Source organism: Alteromonas sp. P256 (genome assembly GCF_036864455.1).
Classification (GTDB): domain Bacteria; phylum Pseudomonadota; class Gammaproteobacteria; order Enterobacterales; family Alteromonadaceae; genus Alteromonas.
On sequence record NZ_JAZETM010000008.1, the window covers coordinates 44,857 to 60,032 of the forward strand.

The window sequence follows — 15,176 nt, forward strand, 5'->3', positions numbered from 1 at the left end:
TGTTGACTTTTTATACCACAGCCTAAAATATATTCCAGTAATAAAAAGCAACAGAATGTAAACGACAACATGGTGAGCAAGCAGCGCCATGCATACTTGCTCAATCACTAAGCTCGTAGGGTATTAACGTAAGTTCGACATTACCTTAATGGTTGTGCTCTCCTTGAAGTGCACGGCCATGTTGATCGTAGAAGCCACTTGCACCAGCTTCAATAAAGCCTTGAGTGACCATTTTTGTGAGAAATGGGTCGGTATGATCGTCACCAATATCAGCGTAATCCGTTGACTGATAATCAATGCGTTTAGCGAAAAAGGTGCTTACATCTGCTTCATAATCTGCGTTGGTTAGTGTCCAAGTGCGATGCATATTGCCTTGCTCAATATCAAAGCGCTCTATCAATCGTTGTTGTGGTAACCAAACTAGTGAAAAAACGCCCGTCGCGGTTTTAAGCTCGTAAGTGTCTTTTTGATTGCAATGTCTTCCTTCAGAGCTAACTAGCGTCATAGTATCGATAAACGTGTCGCTAATAAGCTGATAACGAAAAGAGAAGTCAGTTTCTTTTTTGCCATGAATAGTTTCACCAGGTTGATATTCAATAGCGCGCTGGTGGCCATCAAAGTAACGGACAGGTTTAATCAGTTTATTGCGAACCAGTGTGTAAACTTCAGTAATTTGGGTCGACGGATATTGATGTGCCACCTTATTGTCCATTCGCCACAACGACAGATTGCTCTCACGTATACTATTGTGCGCATGAACCCCCGTAGCGTTATGCGTTGTCGTTTTAATGGTATAGTCAGCTTTAACCTGTTTACCGTTTTCTTTACACATGGCAGCAGTATCATCTGCATTTTCCGCGTGCAAAGTAGCGGTAAGGCTAAAAGCAGTGAGAAGAATGAGTAACTTTTTCATTATAGCTCCAGTTTTGCTCCAAGTTCGCTCCAATAAAAAGGGAAGCGAGTGGATCCTCTCTCGTACATGTAAATTGAAATACAAATGGCCCTAGCTCACAAGCTAAGGCCATTTTTTTACTTTATTTTGTATTGCTTAAGCATTGCCTAAAAATTACTTGGGCAATACTTACTCCATTGCACTTTCTGCTTGCGACACATAGTCACCCGCGAAGTCCATTACATGGAAAATAACGCTTTGCTCGTTAGTACCATTCACTAAGAAAGCACCTGGCCCTTTAGCATAAATACCAACGTCTTCGCCAGAGTGAGTTTCAGAGCTAAGCGGTACCAATGCTTCTTGGTGATAGCCAGGAGTAGTGGTATCAACATCGGTGATATCTTTGCGGCCAGTGTCTGGATCGGCAAGATACGTCGCGTCTGAATTAGTCTCATCACCCAAGTCTCTAAAGCCTCGACCGTTAGTGTAACCAAGCGTGGTGTAAGGCGTACCGTCGGCAGCTGTTGCAGCGTCTTCAGCGCCTACATTAACCACTTTACCCAAAATTGGGTTACCGCGCTTCGGGTATCCCGCAATAGTAAATACATGGCCGTGGTCAGCTGTAACAATGATTAGTGTGTCTTCATCGTTAGTAAGCTCATCTGCAGTAGCGACTGCTTCGGCAAATGCGATAGTGTCGTGTAAGGCACCGTACGCATTTCCAGCGTGGTGAGCATGGTCAATACGACCCGACTCAACCATTAAGAAGAAACCTTCATCGTTGTTATCAAGTACTTTAATGGCAGCGCTTGTCATTTCAGCAACCGACGGCTCACCTGCAATATCGTTACTGCGGTCTGCTTCGTATTGCATGTGCGATTCGTTGAATAAACCAAACACGCGCTCGGTGGTTTCTGTGTTTAAACCGTCAAAACCTGACTGGTCAAAGACATAAACACCGTTGGTGTATAGGCTCTGCCATTCTGCCGTTAAGTCACGACCATCTGTACGGTCACCCTCAGTGCTGCTTGAAGCATCAGGGCTATTAAACGCAGGATCTCTTGGTAGGAAATGACGACGACCGCCACCCATAACTACTTCAATACCATCAACATCCAATCCATCAAACTTCGCTTCTAGGTTAGCTTCGAAATTGATTAACTGGTCTGCAATGTCGCTACAGCCAGCAGTGATTGCTGCCTCAGGCATATCTGAGATGTCTTCCCAGTTACGATCTGCTGATTTTGCATAGGTAGCAGCAGGCGTAGCATGCGTTATACGTGCTGTTGAAATAATACCGGTAGATTTACCAGCAATTTCAGCAAGTTCTAATGCTGTTACAAGCTCGTTACCTGCTACTGTACTGCAGTCGCCGCGCTCAATGTCTTCGTCAACGCCAATTACGCCCACGTCAGTTTTGATACCACTCATCATCGCAGTCATTGTACCTGCTGAATCAGGCGTTTGCGCATCAACGTTATAGGTTTTTGATAAACCGGAGAAAGGGAAAGCGTCGAAGCTCAATTGATTTTCTTCACCCTCTAAACCTTTCATTTGGCCGTCGAGAATACGAGCTGCAGTAACGGTTGAAACACCCATGCCGTCGCCAATGAAAAGGATAACGTTTTTCGCTGTGCCGCGCAGGTTCTGAACCATCGCATCGAGTTCTTGTTGCGAGCTTACAGTAGCGACACTGACATTAGACGATGACGCAGCATTGCCTGATGTCGCATTCATCCAAACGCGCTTGTTGTTTTCAACTTCTGTCTGTCCATCAACAAACCATTCGTTGTTTAAACTGGTCAGAATTTCGCTATTATCGACCGAACTAGCTCCAGGCACGCATACATAGCTAGTTGAGGTGATTTCGCTGTCTGACAGAACGCCATCGCTGTCAGTGTCTAGGCCCGAGTCGATGCGAACGCCGCTGTTTGGGCAATTAACATCGCCTTCCGGTAACTGCGTTTGCACGGTAAGGCTGTTAAAACCATTTGCGCCATCTGAGCCGTCAGCACCGTTAGTGCCATCGGAACCGTCTGCTCCATTAGAGCCATCTACGCCTGCGACACCATCTGTACCATCTACGCCGTCTTGTCCGTCATCGCCTTCTAATGAACATGCCGATAACCCAGCAATTGCCACTGCAATTAAACTTAATTTAAATAAATTCATCTTTTTTATCTCCACTTATTCGTTTACAAGGCCAAGGGCTTGGTTAATTAAGTGGAAAACAACATTTTGCTCTACCACACCTTGCGCGAGTTGACTTCCAGGACCAGTTGCATGCAAAGAAATATCTTCACCAGAGTGCGTTTCAGAACTTAGCGGAATAAGTGCTTCTTGGTGATAACCTGGTGTAGTGGTATCGATATTTGTGAGGTCTACGCGTCCTGCAGCGATGTCTAGCCCATAAGAAACATCAGAATTCGTCTCATCGCCGAGGTCATAAAAGCCTCTTCCGTTGGTGTAACCTAACGTAGTATAAGGAGTGCCATCAGACGCGGTAGCTTCTTCATCAGAACCCACGTTAACAACCTTTCCTAAGATAGGGTTACCACGTTTAGGGTAGCCAGCAATTGTGAATACGTGGCCGTGGTCAGCAGTAACAAGAATCAACGTTTCTTCTTGGTTAGTATTTTCGACCGCTGTCATCACTGCTTCTTCAAAAGCAAGTGTATCGGTAAGAGCGCCAGCGGCATTACCAGCATGGTGAGCGTGGTCAATACGGCCAGACTCCACCATCAGGAAGAAACCTTTGTCGTTATTGTCCAAAATATTAATAGCAGCTTCTGTCATTTCAGCCACTGAAGGTTCACCGGCAATATCGTTGCCGCGATCTGCTTCGTACTGCATGTGTGACTCGTTAAACAAAGCGAAAACGCGCTCTGTTGTCTCGGTGTCAATAGCATCAAAACCGGTTTGGTCAAAAACATAAACACCGTTTTCGTATTTTTGCTGCCACTCTGCTGTTAAGTCGCGCTCATCGGTGCGATCGCCCTCAATATCGCTTTGCGCATCTGGGCTGTTAAATGCTGCGTCACGAGGTAAAAAGTGACGACGACCACCGCCCATTGCAACCTCAATACCGTCAACATCGATACCGCTGTATCTACTTTCAAGATAGGTTTCGAAATTCACAAGTTGGTCAGCAATATCAAGGCAGCCAGCAGCGATTGCATCTTCAGGCATATCTGAGTTGTCTTCCCAGTTACGGTCTGCTGACTTTGAATATGTTGCTGCAGGTGTAGCGTGTGTAATACGAGCAGTAGATACAACGCCAGTAGAAAGTCCTTTAATCTCTGCAAGCTCCAGAGCTGTGATCACTTCATTTCCAGCCACAGTAGAGCAGTCGCCTCGCACAATGTCTTCATCAACACCAATAACGCCAACGTCTGTTTTGAGGCCTGACATCATTGCAGTCATTGTGCCTGCAGAATCTGGAGTTTGTGCATTTACATTGTAAGTTTTAACCAATGCGGTGTGAGGAAACGATTCAAAGCTTAAGTAGCCCTCTTCACCAGGATTGCCAGCTAATTGGCCTTTGTGAATACGAGCAGAGGTAAGGGTAGAAATACCCATGCCGTCACCAACAAACAAGATTACGTTTTTGGCTTTGAATTTATTGTTTGTTGCTAGTTTCTCAGTCAATTTCGATTGCGCATCGGTATACCAAGCGCTATTTGTTTGATGCTCCGGCAATACTGCAGCCTGTAGCCCAGCGGATACCGCCATTGCTACTGCTGTGCATGCTACTTTCCAGTTACGATTCATGATTGTTTCCTAAACGTTTTATAAAAATCGGTTGTGGGTAAGCGTTATGAAGGGCAAATTGTCTTTTCCATCGTGCATTTGCCCAAACGCAAGCTAGAAGGTAGGCAGCATTAGTGACAATTATTTGACAGATATATTGCTAAACCGTCACAACTGTCACATTACGTTAAGAGAAAGTGGGTATTAAGAAAGGAAATTGAAAAATTCTATTTGTTTATTAACCGTTTGCGAGAATAAGCACAAAAAAATAATTAATAAATATATATGAAGTTATCTGGACCGACCAGTCTATAAGTATCAGATAAACTTACATAAAATTGTGATGTTGTAACATAACCTCACGAGGGGTAACCTTTAAAACACTGCCTTGGTCATACCAATCACCAAGTACTATTCGCGTCGCAGATTTACCGTTTGCTTGAAGTGAGTGAATTTTAGGACGGTGCGTGTGCCCGTGGATCATACGCTGCACACCCCATTTTTCGAGTGCATCAACCACTTCAGAGGGGGTTACATCCATTATCTCTGGCTTCAAGCTTTGTTGATTTGCTTTGCTCTGGGCTCTGCCATTGCGAGCAACTCTTCGTCGATACCATAAAGGGAGGGCGAGCATGAGCCTAGGCCACCACCATCCGCGAGATTTTTTGCGAAACTTTTGGTATGCCACGTCTTTTGTGCAAAGCTCGTCGCCATGAGTGAGCAATGTAGGCGTGCCGTAAAGATCAACAACTTCCTGTTCATTTAATAAGGTCATGCCCGCTTTATTCAGCCAGTTTTGCCTTATCGCAAAATCACGGTTGCCATGAATAAAGTAAATAGGGCAATGCCGACTTACTTGCTTGAACGCTTTTGCGACGGCCGTATTGAATGGGTTTACATCATCATCGCCAATCCATACTTCAAAGAGATCGCCCAATACATAAAGGGCATCTGCGTTAATAGCCTCTTCTTTCAAAAAGCGCATTAAGCAGTCGGTAATATCAGGTCTATCAGCGCTAAGATGAAGGTCGGCAATAAAGTAAGTGAAAGGCATAATGTATCTTTTTCAGATTAAACAGGCCGCACCTAAACGATGCGGCATTAACTTTATTTGTAAAGCGGAACTGCTCATAAAATTGAGTGATTAATAACGCAATTTTATTGATATACCAGCTTTGTCTAAGCGCCTATTTTAGGGCTCAAGAAACCGTTTATTGACTGGCTTATGCAACAATCGCTTTTTCAATAATTACTGGTTCTACCGGTACATCTTGGTGATAACCGTTATTGCCTGTTTTCACCGCTTTGATCTTTTCTACCACATCCATGCCTTCAGTTACTTTACCGAACGCACAATATCCCCAACCGTTAGCACTTTCACTAGTGTGGTTAAGGAAGTCGTTATTGTTAACGTTAATGAAGAACTGTGAAGTAGCAGAGTGAGGGTCTTGCGTACGCGCCATAGCAACGGTACCAACTTCGTTTGCTACGCCATTGTTAGCTTCGTTTTCAATAGGAGCTTTGGTTTCTTTTTGTTGCATGTCTTCTGTAAAACCGCCGCCTTGTACCATAAAGTTATTGATTACACGGTGAAAAATAGTGTTATCAAAAAAACCGTCTTGAACATAAGAAAGAAAGTTTGCAACGGTATTCGGCGCTTTGTCTTCGAAAAGCTCTAGCGTGATATCACCATAATTTGTTTTTAACGTAACCATTGAAGATGTCCTATATATTGACTGTAAAAAGTGCGCTAATGGTAGCGCAAAAGCGTTGTTTGGGGAAATAGCGACGCATAATTAAGCGGTCACAGGATGTTATTACTCGTTTAGGCCGATTTTGGCTTTTTATGTCAGTGAAATAGGGGGTTAAAAGCCTTACCATTATTTTTATACAGTGCTAAACTTTGCGCCCAAAATTGATATACAGGAAGACTCTTTATGCTACATCTTTACAATACCCGAACCCGTGAGAAGGCTAAATTTGTGCCGCTTGAAGAAGGGAAGGTGGGTCTGTATGTATGTGGTATTACTGTATACGACCTCAGTCATATGGGACACGCCCGTACCTATTTAAGTTTTGACGTGCTGGTGCGCTATCTGCGCCACCTTAGTCTTGAGGTGAAGTATGTGCGTAACATTACGGATATTGACGATAAAATTATAGCTCGAGCAAACGAGAATAATGAAAGTTTTGAAGCATTAACCAAGCGTACAATTGGCATGATGCATGAAGACTTTTCAGCCATCAATCTGCTTGAGCCCGATGTTGAGCCAACGGTCAGCGGCCACATGCCCGAAATTATCGACATCATTGAGCGCTTAGTTGAAAAAGGCTACGCCTATCAAGCGCAAAGCGGCGACGTACTATTTGATGTCAGCAAATATGAAGACTACGGAAAGCTAAGTAAACAAGATTTAGACCAGCTTAAAGCCGGTGCGCGAGTAGAAGTAGCGCAAGGTAAAGACGATCCCCTCGACTTCGTTTTATGGAAAACCACTAAGCCCGGCGAGCCAGCATGGTCATCACCGTGGGGCGAGGGCCGACCTGGTTGGCATATAGAATGCTCGGCAATGAACTATAAGCATCTAGGCGCACATTTTGACATTCATGGTGGTGGTTCAGATTTAACCTTCCCTCACCATGAGAACGAAATTGCGCAATCATGCTGCGCCCATGACAGCGAGTATGTGAACGTGTGGATGCATGCGGGGATGGTGCAGGTGGATGACGAGAAAATGTCAAAATCTCTCGGTAACTTTTTTACCCTTCGCGATGTGTTAAAAGAGCATGATTCAGAAACCTTACGTTTCTTTTTGATGTCTGCCCATTACCGAAGCCAATTGAGTTATTCGCAAGATAACATTACCCAAGCTAAAGCAGCGCTGGAGCGTTTATATACAGCGCTACGCGGTGTTGATATTGATGAAACGGCTGAGCTAACACACGGTGGTTATTTAGCGCGCTTTGAAGCTGCTATGAACGACGACCTTAATGTGCCAGAAGCGTTCTCAGTGCTATTTGATGTGGCTCGTGAGATTAACCGCAAAAAAGATGACCCTGCTGAAGCGGGCAAGTTAGCGTCTGTGTTAAAACGTTTAGGCGGTATTCTAGGTATGTTGCAGAGTAACCCTGATGCGTTTTTAAAAGGCGGTAACGACAATGACGATGAAGCTGTTGAAATTGAAGCGTTGATAAAACAACGCAACGACGCGAGAGCCTCAAAAGATTGGGCCGCGGCTGATGCGGCGCGCGATGCATTAACCGCAATGGGCGTAGTGCTAGAAGATGGCGCGGGCGGCACCACTTGGCGCAGAAGTTAGTCTTGCTATCTAGTAAGCTATAGCGTTAAAAAAAGCCTGCTTCAAAGCAGGTTTTTTGTGTTATTTAACTTCAAGCAATTCCACTTCGAATATCAGCGTCGAGCCTGGTGCTATTTTTCCCGCTGCGCTGTCGCCATAGGCTAGGTGTGATGGAATGAAAAACTTATATTTATCACCTTCAACCATAAGCTGAACGCCTTCTGTCCAGCCTGCAATGACACGGTTTAGTGGAAAGCTAATGGGCTCACCACGCTCCACCGAACTGTCAAATACGGTGCCATCAAGCAAGGTGCCGTGGTAATGCACTTTTACTGTTGATGATGCCGTTGGGTGCTGTGTACCTTGTCCTTCTTGAAGAACTTCGTACTGAAGGCCTGAAGATGTCTCTTTTACAGCAATATTGGCTTTATTTTCTGCTAGAAACACGTTACCGGCTTCAATGTTTTCAGTCGCGATTTTCTTGTTCGATGTGTGGCGGGTAAATAAGAAAATGGCTAAACCAATCACGATAGCTAAAATAATAAACTTCATTAGTAGTCTTCTTTTATTTGTTGTTAATAGGCGTTATAAAAAGGCGAATCTACCGCCCTATCTTTTACAACGTATCGTTTTCCTTTGAAACCGGGCCAGGGGAGGGTACGGTCGATTCTTTTTCCATCAAATGGGATTTCCAGCGCTGTTGCGATACGTGGGCTTTCACAAGCTCAAGGCATTCGTTTACCACATTCAGTACTTCTTCATCGAGGGCGTCAGCCGTGGGGGTGTAGTCGTGCATGCCCACAGAAATAAAGTGATCAATACGCTCTGAGTCTAGGTCGCTTAACAAATTAACGAGGGATGAGGTAACAATGTCAGTAACCGATTGCTCCAGTGTATTTTCAATGGTTTTACCTATAATGGGCAAGTAATTAAGAGAAGATACTTGCGCATTACCTCGCACAGCCTTACCCACACTCTTTCGAACGTGCTCTCTTATTACGTCACCGTGTTCATCGTTACTGATAGATTGCCCTAGGTGATTGATAATGCCGGCCATCCACTGGGTGATAACAGGGCGTCTGGGCGCTAGCACTTGGTTAGTAATATCATCAAGCAGAGGAGAGCCCGCAGAAATATCTTTTTGTGCATCGCTTAGCACTTTTACTACTATTCTATCGCTTAATTCTTCCACAAAAACATCGTAGTAGAAGGTAAAGAATCGAAAGATAGCGGTTTGATTTAAATCGATAATTTCGTATTTGTGCAGGCGGTGCAAAATAGACAATATGCGGAGAAAGCGAAACAAACGTGTGCCGCCCGTTGGGATAAGCCCAACGAGATCGTACCAATGTAAAAATGGGAAGAAGTACCAGCGCAGGTGTTCTTTTCTTACTATTGCCACCGCCCAGCGAAAACAAAACTCAGTAAAAAATATGCCAATGAATACTAAGTCGACAAGTAAAAAGTTGTTGTGTATGGGGTCGTAGGCGTCGATAACTGCAGGAAAGTGCACGCCAAGCTGCTGATACACAAAATTAGTTGCGTACAGCGCATCAAATATGAGCCATACTAAGTTAATAAACAATAAACCCAGCATGACTAAGTCTAAAATTAACCAAGGCGTTTCATGACTGTTTCGCAGATTTTCTCGGTTAATTTTTAACATGTCTCTATCCTGTAGATGTTAGCCTGGTAACGTCAACATAAAGCTTTAGTTTTTGTCCAGGTTGCAAATAGCGCTTGGTATTAAGGCTATTCCATTTGCTAATGTCGCTTACTTTTACATTGAACTTACTGGCAATACGCGAGAGCGAGTCGCCGTTACGCACTGTGTAAGTCACCTTTTTGGTAACACCAGCGTCGCTTTTACCCTCTAGCCACACCACCAGGGTTTTGCCTGGGCGCAACATGTCGCCAGGTGCCATACCGTTCCATTTTGCAAGTTGTCTTGTCGATACTTTATATTTTCGAGCAATGTCCCACAGCGTATCACCAGACTTTACGGTATGGCGAACCTTTTGCTTCGATTTATTGCTACTTTGAATACTCGCTAATCGCTGCTCTTGAGAAAGGGCATAGTCATCTAACGCTTTAAGAGCAACAGGTACCATAATAGCTTGGCCAATGCGTATCATTGAAGAATCGAGTTCATTAACCTGCTGAATGACCTTAATAGTAGTATGGTATTGATTGGCAATTTTCCCCAGGCTGTCTCCGCTTTTAACTGTGTGGCGAACCCAATTTAGGCGCTCTTTTCTGTCTATTTGAGCCAATGCTTGTGAAAATGACGCTGCTTTTTCTACCGGCAACACAAGGCGGTGAGGTCCATCTGGTGACGTAGCCCAGCGATTGAATCCTGGGTTGAGGCCGTGCAGCTCCTTCAATGACATATCAGCAAGTTCTGCGGCAAACGCAAGGTCTACCTGAGAGCCGATATCCACCACTTCAATAACCGCTACATTTTCAACTTCTGGCCACGGGTAATCAAAGGCCGTTTTATTTTTTAAAATATCCGCAAGGGCTAAAAGCTTAGGAACGTACGCTCGGGTTTCTCTTGGCAAACCTAAATGCCAAAAGTCGGTGGGCTTGCCTGCACGTTTGTTTGCACGAATTGAGCGCATAACGCGCCCTTCGCCGCTGTTATACGCCGCTAGCGCATGTAGCCAATCGCCATCAAACATGTCGTTTAGATAGGTAAGGTAGTCAAGGGCACCTTGGGTAGAAGCCACTACATCGCGTCTTCCGTCATACCACCAAGTTTGCGGCATGCCAAAGCGTTTGCCCGTACTAGGAATAAATTGCCACATTCCTGCGGCGCGTCCATGGGAATAGGCAAACGGATCGAAGGCGCTCTCTACAATAGGGAGTAACACTAACTCCATTGGCATATTGCGCTTTTCAATTTCTTCAACAATGTAAAACAAGAACGGCTTTGCGCGTTTTACCACGCGGGCCATGTATTCTGGGTGCTTTAAATACCAATCTCGCTGCGCAGTCACACGGCGGTCATCCGGTATACTCAGTGAAAATGTATTGCTGGCTCGCTGCCATACGTCGGTAATTACCGCAGCCACTTCCGCGTCTTCGGGGGCTGTAACTTCCGCAGTTTCTTCTAACACATCATCTTTTGGGTGAATAACATCAATGACGCCGTCTCTTGCTACCTCGCAATCGGCAATGTCTTCTTCACCTAAATAGGTTTCAGCACATGCTTCAAGTGCTGCTTTCTCGTTTTGCTCTACGGCTACATTTTCACTTTCATTTTCGGTTAACTGACATCCTGAAAGCCCTAACGCCAATAGAACGGACGCAAGTGGGAACAACTTCGACTGCATATTTTGAAGAAACCTCTTTGTGTACTGCAAGGGCGTAATACTACGCTAAATGGCAAATATATTCACTAAAACTCATCTTTCCAACGTCGAACTGCGGCGAAAACAGCGGCATCATCCGTCAGCTCAGTATCAGCAAAACGCTGCGCAGCTTCCTTTATCGCAGGCTCATGTGACCGCAAGAAAGGGTTTATCTGTTTTTGTTTGTCTAATGTACTGGGCAAGGTCGGCTCGTCGTGAGAGCGCTTCGTTTTTACCCAAGCATCATAGTCTTGCAATTCGCTGTTGTTAGGGTCTACCGCGAGAGCAAAGTTCACATTCGCCTGGGTATATTCGTGAGTACAATACACCGCAGTGGCATCAGGCAGGCGCTTGAGCTTATTGAGTGAATTCAGCATTTGCTCTGGAGTGCCCTCAAATAACCGGCCACACCCGGCTGAAAACAGAGTATCGCCGCAAAACAATGCACCGTGACCAAAAAACGCGATGTGATCGAGGGTATGCCCCGGTACTTCCATTACTTGAAACGACATATCTACAACCGGCAACGCTACCGTATCGCCTTGCGCCACGGTTTTAGTTAGCCCTCTTATATGCCCGCCTCTTGGGCCTATAACGGGCAGATCTGCAATAGCCGAGACCAATTTGGCAATGCCACCTGTGTGGTCGCGATGGTGATGGGTAATAAGAACGGCAGCTAAGTTCAATGCGTGTTTGGCCATGTATTTTAACACTGGCTCAGCATCGCCTGGGTCTACAACAACCGCATTTTTACCGTTGTGGATGCACCATATATAGTTGTCAGTAAAGGCGGGAATTGGATGGACTTTTATGCCCGAGGGCAATGTGTCGATGCGCATAATACACCTGCTTGTTTAGCTTCAATTATGCGTTACTATAGGGGCATGTGGTTTACAGAGCAACCGATGAGCGTGTGAAGTGATAATGAAAACGGCGTTTAGGTCAAAGCCACCGCGCTATCCCGGTAGCTGGGATGAGTTTCCCGCAGGAGAAAATATTAAGTTGGCGGTGGAGCAGGTTTGCAATGAATATGCAGAGCGTATCTTTGGCTATCACTTTGTAAAACTAGGCAACTTAAGCGCACAAATTCAGCTAAACGATAGTCCAATTCATCATCGCATTAATCATACCCCCGACTTTACCTGTAGCGAACGGGCTAAAGATGACATGTTTAAGGCTGTCGCGAATGGTGAGGCTGACGAAAGAGCGCACTGTGCAAACGAGAACTTCATTATTGGCCAAGCGCACAAACTGCCGTTTTCAGAAAACAGTATTGATGGGCTATTGTTGGCTAACGAGCTCGATTTTGCCCAAGATCCTCACGAAATTTTGCGTGAAGTAGACAGGGTAATCACTCAAGACGGGCACGTTATTATCAGCGGCTTTAACCCGCTTAGCTTAGCTGGCGTCGCCAAATACTTGCCCGTAAAGCGCGATAATATCTTGCACGATGCCCGCTTTTTTACTACCTACAGAATGAAAGACTGGCTTCACCTTCTAGGGTTTGAAGTAATAGAGCAGCGGCAAATTCTTTTTTCCACCTTATTTTTTCAGCAGCGTTGGGAGGGAGCGGCCAAGCTTCAGCACTATTTATCGTCGTATTTTCCCTGGTGTAGTGCGGTGTATGTCATTCTAGCTAAGAAACGCGTATTCCCCATGACGGCCATTAGGCCAAAGCGAGCATTAAAACCCCAGTTTTCTGCCGTGGGGGCTAGTGCGCGCACCACGTCACAAAAACAAAAAAGCCACGTGTAGCAACTACGTTGTAGTTGTCTAACCGTGGCTTTTTAGCGTGTGTAGTTGCAAGGTTACAGCAACACGTTGTGGTTACTTAACCCGCATTCCAGGCTTAGCACCTTCATGAGGCTCTAGAATATAAAGGTCGTCTCCACCAGGTCCTGCGGCGAGTACCATTCCTTCGCTTAAGCCGAAGCGCATTTTGCGAGGTGCCAAATTCGCCACCATCACAGTGTGCTTACCAATTAACGCTTCTGGTGCATAGGCTGACCTGATGCCAGCAAACACTTGCTTGGTCTCTCCGCCTAAATCTAGCTCTAAACGCAGAAGCTTATCTGCTTTTTCTACGTGCTCGGCATTGGCAATACGGGCAATACGAAGATCGATTTTTGCAAAATCTTCAAACGAGATAGTGTCGCTGATAGGGTCTTGCGCTAGCGGGCTATCTGGTGCAATAGCAGGCTGTTGTGGCGCTAAGCTCTCTTTAGAGTCGTCAATCATGGCGTCAATTTTCTCCATATCTACACGCTGCATCATAGGTTTAAACTTGTTGATAGCGTGGCCTGTAAGTACTGTTTGTAGAGAAGCCCAATTAAATTCGTCATTCAAAAAGCTCTCTGCTTTTTCCGCTAAAATAGGCAGCACCGGCTTTAAGTAAATCGTTAATAGACGGAACATATTGATGCCCAACGAGCATACGTCGTGGGTAAATTGCTGCTTAGATTCGTCTTTTATCGTTACCCAAGGCGCATTGTTATCAATAAACTGATTTGCCTTGTCTGCTAGAGCCATTATCTCGCGTATTGCTTGGTGGTAGCGACGCTTTTCAAACAGTTCTGCAATACCATCTGCGGTATTTTGAAATTCAGCAATGAGTTCTGGCTCAATGACGTTGTCTGATAACTTGCCATCGAAGCGTTTGGTAATAAAGCTAGCGCAGCGGCTTGCAATGTTAACAACTTTACCTACAAGGTCAGAATTTACTTTCTGCGCAAAGTCGGTGAAATTAAGGTCGATATCAGTGACACCATCACTTAGCTTAGACGCAAAGTAATAACGTAAATACTCTGGGTTCAAATGGTCGAGATAAGTACGGCCTTTAATAAAGGTACCGCGAGACTTAGACATCTTCGCGCCATTTACCGTAACAAACCCGTGGATGTTAACCCCAGTAGGCTTGCGGTATCCTGCGCCTTCCAGCATGGCCGGCCAAAACAGGCAGTGGAAATACGTAATGTCTTTTCCGATAAAGTGATATAGCTCGGCGGTAGAATCGGCCTTCCAGAAATCATCGAATTCTAGGCTATTTTGGTCGCAGAAGTTTTTAAAGCTGGCCATGTAACCAACGGGGGCGTCTACCCATACGTAGAAAAATTTGTTTGGCGCGCCGGGAATTTCAAACCCAAAGTACGGAGCATCACGGCTGATATCCCACTGCTGAAGGCCTTCTGTAAACCATTCTTGCAGCTTGTTTGCCATTTCTTCTTGCAGTGCACCAGAGCGTATCCACGTTTTAAGCATATCTTCGAACTTGGGTAAGTCGAAGAAGAAATGCTCAGATTCTCTTAGTACTGGCGTAGCGCCAGATACTACGCTGCGCGGGTTTTTAACTTCTGTTGGGCTATAGGTAGCACCGCAAACATCACAGCTATCGCCGTTCTGATCTTCTGCGCCGCAGCTTGGACACGTGCCCTTTACAAAGCGATCTGGAAGAAACATTTCTTTTTCAGGATCGAAAAGCTGATTGATCACGCGTTTGCTAATGTAACCCGCGTTATCAAGGCGAGAGTAAATCTCTTCACAAAACGCCTTGTTTTCCGGTGAATGGGTTACATAGTAGTTGTCGTAATCCACATGGAAATCAATGAGGTCTTGGTGATGTTCTGCACGCGTGCGGGCAACCATTTCTTCTGGCGTAATACCAAGCTCTTGCGCTTTAAGCATAACCGGTGTGCCATGTGCATCATCGGCACAAACACTGTAACATTCGTTTCCGCGAAGACGCTGAAAACGGGTCCAGATGTCTGTTTGAATATGTTCAAGCAAGTGCCCTAAATGAATAGAGCCATTTGCGTATGGCAACGCACTGGTTACCAGAATTCGGCGTTTTTCTGACATAATGACGTTATTGATTCTTTGCGTTTC

The 15,176-nt window shown here is 45.2% G+C and carries 12 protein-coding genes; 2 read left to right on the forward strand and 10 right to left on the reverse strand.

Annotated elements, in window-relative coordinates; translation table 11 throughout:
- Nucleotides 1–145: 145 nt before the first annotated feature.
- The 5 genes from V7R39_RS12800 to V7R39_RS12820 all read right to left on the reverse strand — a co-directional run bounded on the left by V7R39_RS12800 (nt 146) and on the right by V7R39_RS12820 (nt 6,357).
- A complete protein-coding gene (locus V7R39_RS12800) occupies nt 146–913 on the reverse strand; it encodes a hypothetical protein (protein ID WP_334031136.1) in 768 nt (255 codons plus the stop codon).
- A 168-nt stretch (nt 914–1,081) separates the two neighbouring features.
- Nucleotides 1,082–3,064 (reverse strand): alkaline phosphatase, encoded by a 1,983-nt coding sequence (locus tag V7R39_RS12805; RefSeq protein ID WP_334031137.1) that lies wholly within the window; start codon nt 3,062–3,064, stop codon nt 1,082–1,084.
- Nucleotides 3,065–3,079: 15 nt separating this feature from the next.
- Complete coding sequence (locus tag V7R39_RS12810) at nt 3,080–4,663, reverse strand: alkaline phosphatase (RefSeq protein WP_334031138.1); 1,584 nt, start codon at nt 4,661–4,663, stop codon at nt 3,080–3,082.
- A gap of 307 nt (nt 4,664–4,970) precedes the next feature.
- Nucleotides 4,971–5,696, reverse strand: a complete 726-nt coding sequence (lpxH, locus tag V7R39_RS12815) for a UDP-2,3-diacylglucosamine diphosphatase (protein WP_334031139.1) — start codon at nt 5,694–5,696, stop codon at nt 4,971–4,973.
- 169 nt (nt 5,697–5,865) lie between these two features.
- On the reverse strand, nt 5,866–6,357 hold the full coding sequence (locus V7R39_RS12820; protein ID WP_334031140.1) for a peptidylprolyl isomerase: 492 nt from the start codon (nt 6,355–6,357) through the stop codon (nt 5,866–5,868).
- Between the two features lie 222 nt (nt 6,358–6,579).
- Between V7R39_RS12820 and cysS the strand changes: the two genes are divergently transcribed.
- Entirely contained in the window at nt 6,580–7,962 is a 1,383-nt protein-coding gene (cysS, locus tag V7R39_RS12825) for a cysteine--tRNA ligase (RefSeq protein ID WP_334031141.1), read from the forward strand.
- A 60-nt stretch (nt 7,963–8,022) separates the two neighbouring features.
- On the opposite strand, the gene V7R39_RS12830 is transcribed toward cysS, so the two are convergent.
- From V7R39_RS12830 to gloB, 4 genes are all read right to left on the reverse strand, one after another.
- On the reverse strand, nt 8,023–8,493 hold the full coding sequence (locus tag V7R39_RS12830; RefSeq protein WP_334031142.1) for an FKBP-type peptidyl-prolyl cis-trans isomerase: 471 nt from the start codon (nt 8,491–8,493) through the stop codon (nt 8,023–8,025).
- A gap of 64 nt (nt 8,494–8,557) precedes the next feature.
- Complete coding sequence (locus V7R39_RS12835) at nt 8,558–9,607, reverse strand: ion transporter (RefSeq protein ID WP_334031143.1); 1,050 nt, start codon at nt 9,605–9,607, stop codon at nt 8,558–8,560.
- Nucleotides 9,608–9,611: 4 nt separating this feature from the next.
- A complete protein-coding gene (locus tag V7R39_RS12840; RefSeq protein ID WP_334031145.1) occupies nt 9,612–11,276 on the reverse strand; it encodes a lytic transglycosylase in 1,665 nt (554 codons plus the stop codon).
- A gap of 65 nt (nt 11,277–11,341) precedes the next feature.
- Nucleotides 11,342–12,133 (reverse strand): hydroxyacylglutathione hydrolase, encoded by a 792-nt coding sequence (gene gloB / locus V7R39_RS12845; RefSeq protein ID WP_334031148.1) that lies wholly within the window; start codon nt 12,131–12,133, stop codon nt 11,342–11,344.
- Nucleotides 12,134–12,218: 85 nt separating this feature from the next.
- On the opposite strand from gloB, the gene V7R39_RS12850 reads away from it, so the two are divergent.
- Nucleotides 12,219–13,049 (forward strand): class I SAM-dependent methyltransferase, encoded by an 831-nt coding sequence (locus tag V7R39_RS12850; protein WP_334031149.1) that lies wholly within the window; start codon nt 12,219–12,221, stop codon nt 13,047–13,049.
- Between the two features lie 72 nt (nt 13,050–13,121).
- Here the strand turns inward: V7R39_RS12850 and metG are convergent, their stop codons facing one another.
- Nucleotides 13,122–15,149: a methionine--tRNA ligase gene (gene metG, locus V7R39_RS12855; RefSeq protein WP_334031150.1), complete on the reverse strand. Its 2,028-nt coding sequence runs from the start codon at nt 15,147–15,149 to the stop codon at nt 13,122–13,124.
- Between the last annotated feature and the right edge of the window lie 27 nt (nt 15,150–15,176).

Excerpts from the sequence above, each read along its gene's own strand:
- V7R39_RS12800 (WP_334031136.1), bottom strand. The coding sequence starts at position 913 with ATGAAAAAGTTACTCATTCTTCTCACTGCTTTTAGCCTTACCGCTACT.
- V7R39_RS12805 (WP_334031137.1), bottom strand. The coding sequence starts at position 3,064 with ATGAATTTATTTAAATTAAGTTTAATTGCAGTGGCAATTGCTGGGTTA.
- V7R39_RS12810 (WP_334031138.1), bottom strand. The coding sequence starts at position 4,663 with ATGAATCGTAACTGGAAAGTAGCATGCACAGCAGTAGCAATGGCGGTA.
- lpxH (WP_334031139.1), bottom strand. The coding sequence starts at position 5,696 with ATGCCTTTCACTTACTTTATTGCCGACCTTCATCTTAGCGCTGATAGA.
- V7R39_RS12820 (WP_334031140.1), bottom strand. The coding sequence starts at position 6,357 with ATGGTTACGTTAAAAACAAATTATGGTGATATCACGCTAGAGCTTTTC.
- cysS (WP_334031141.1), top strand. The coding sequence starts at position 6,580 with ATGCTACATCTTTACAATACCCGAACCCGTGAGAAGGCTAAATTTGTG.
- V7R39_RS12830 (WP_334031142.1), bottom strand. The coding sequence starts at position 8,493 with ATGAAGTTTATTATTTTAGCTATCGTGATTGGTTTAGCCATTTTCTTA.
- V7R39_RS12835 (WP_334031143.1), bottom strand. The coding sequence starts at position 9,607 with ATGTTAAAAATTAACCGAGAAAATCTGCGAAACAGTCATGAAACGCCT.
- V7R39_RS12840 (WP_334031145.1), bottom strand. The coding sequence starts at position 11,276 with ATGCAGTCGAAGTTGTTCCCACTTGCGTCCGTTCTATTGGCGTTAGGG.
- gloB (WP_334031148.1), bottom strand. The coding sequence starts at position 12,133 with ATGCGCATCGACACATTGCCCTCGGGCATAAAAGTCCATCCAATTCCC.
- V7R39_RS12850 (WP_334031149.1), top strand. The coding sequence starts at position 12,219 with ATGAAAACGGCGTTTAGGTCAAAGCCACCGCGCTATCCCGGTAGCTGG.
- metG (WP_334031150.1), bottom strand. The coding sequence starts at position 15,149 with ATGTCAGAAAAACGCCGAATTCTGGTAACCAGTGCGTTGCCATACGCA.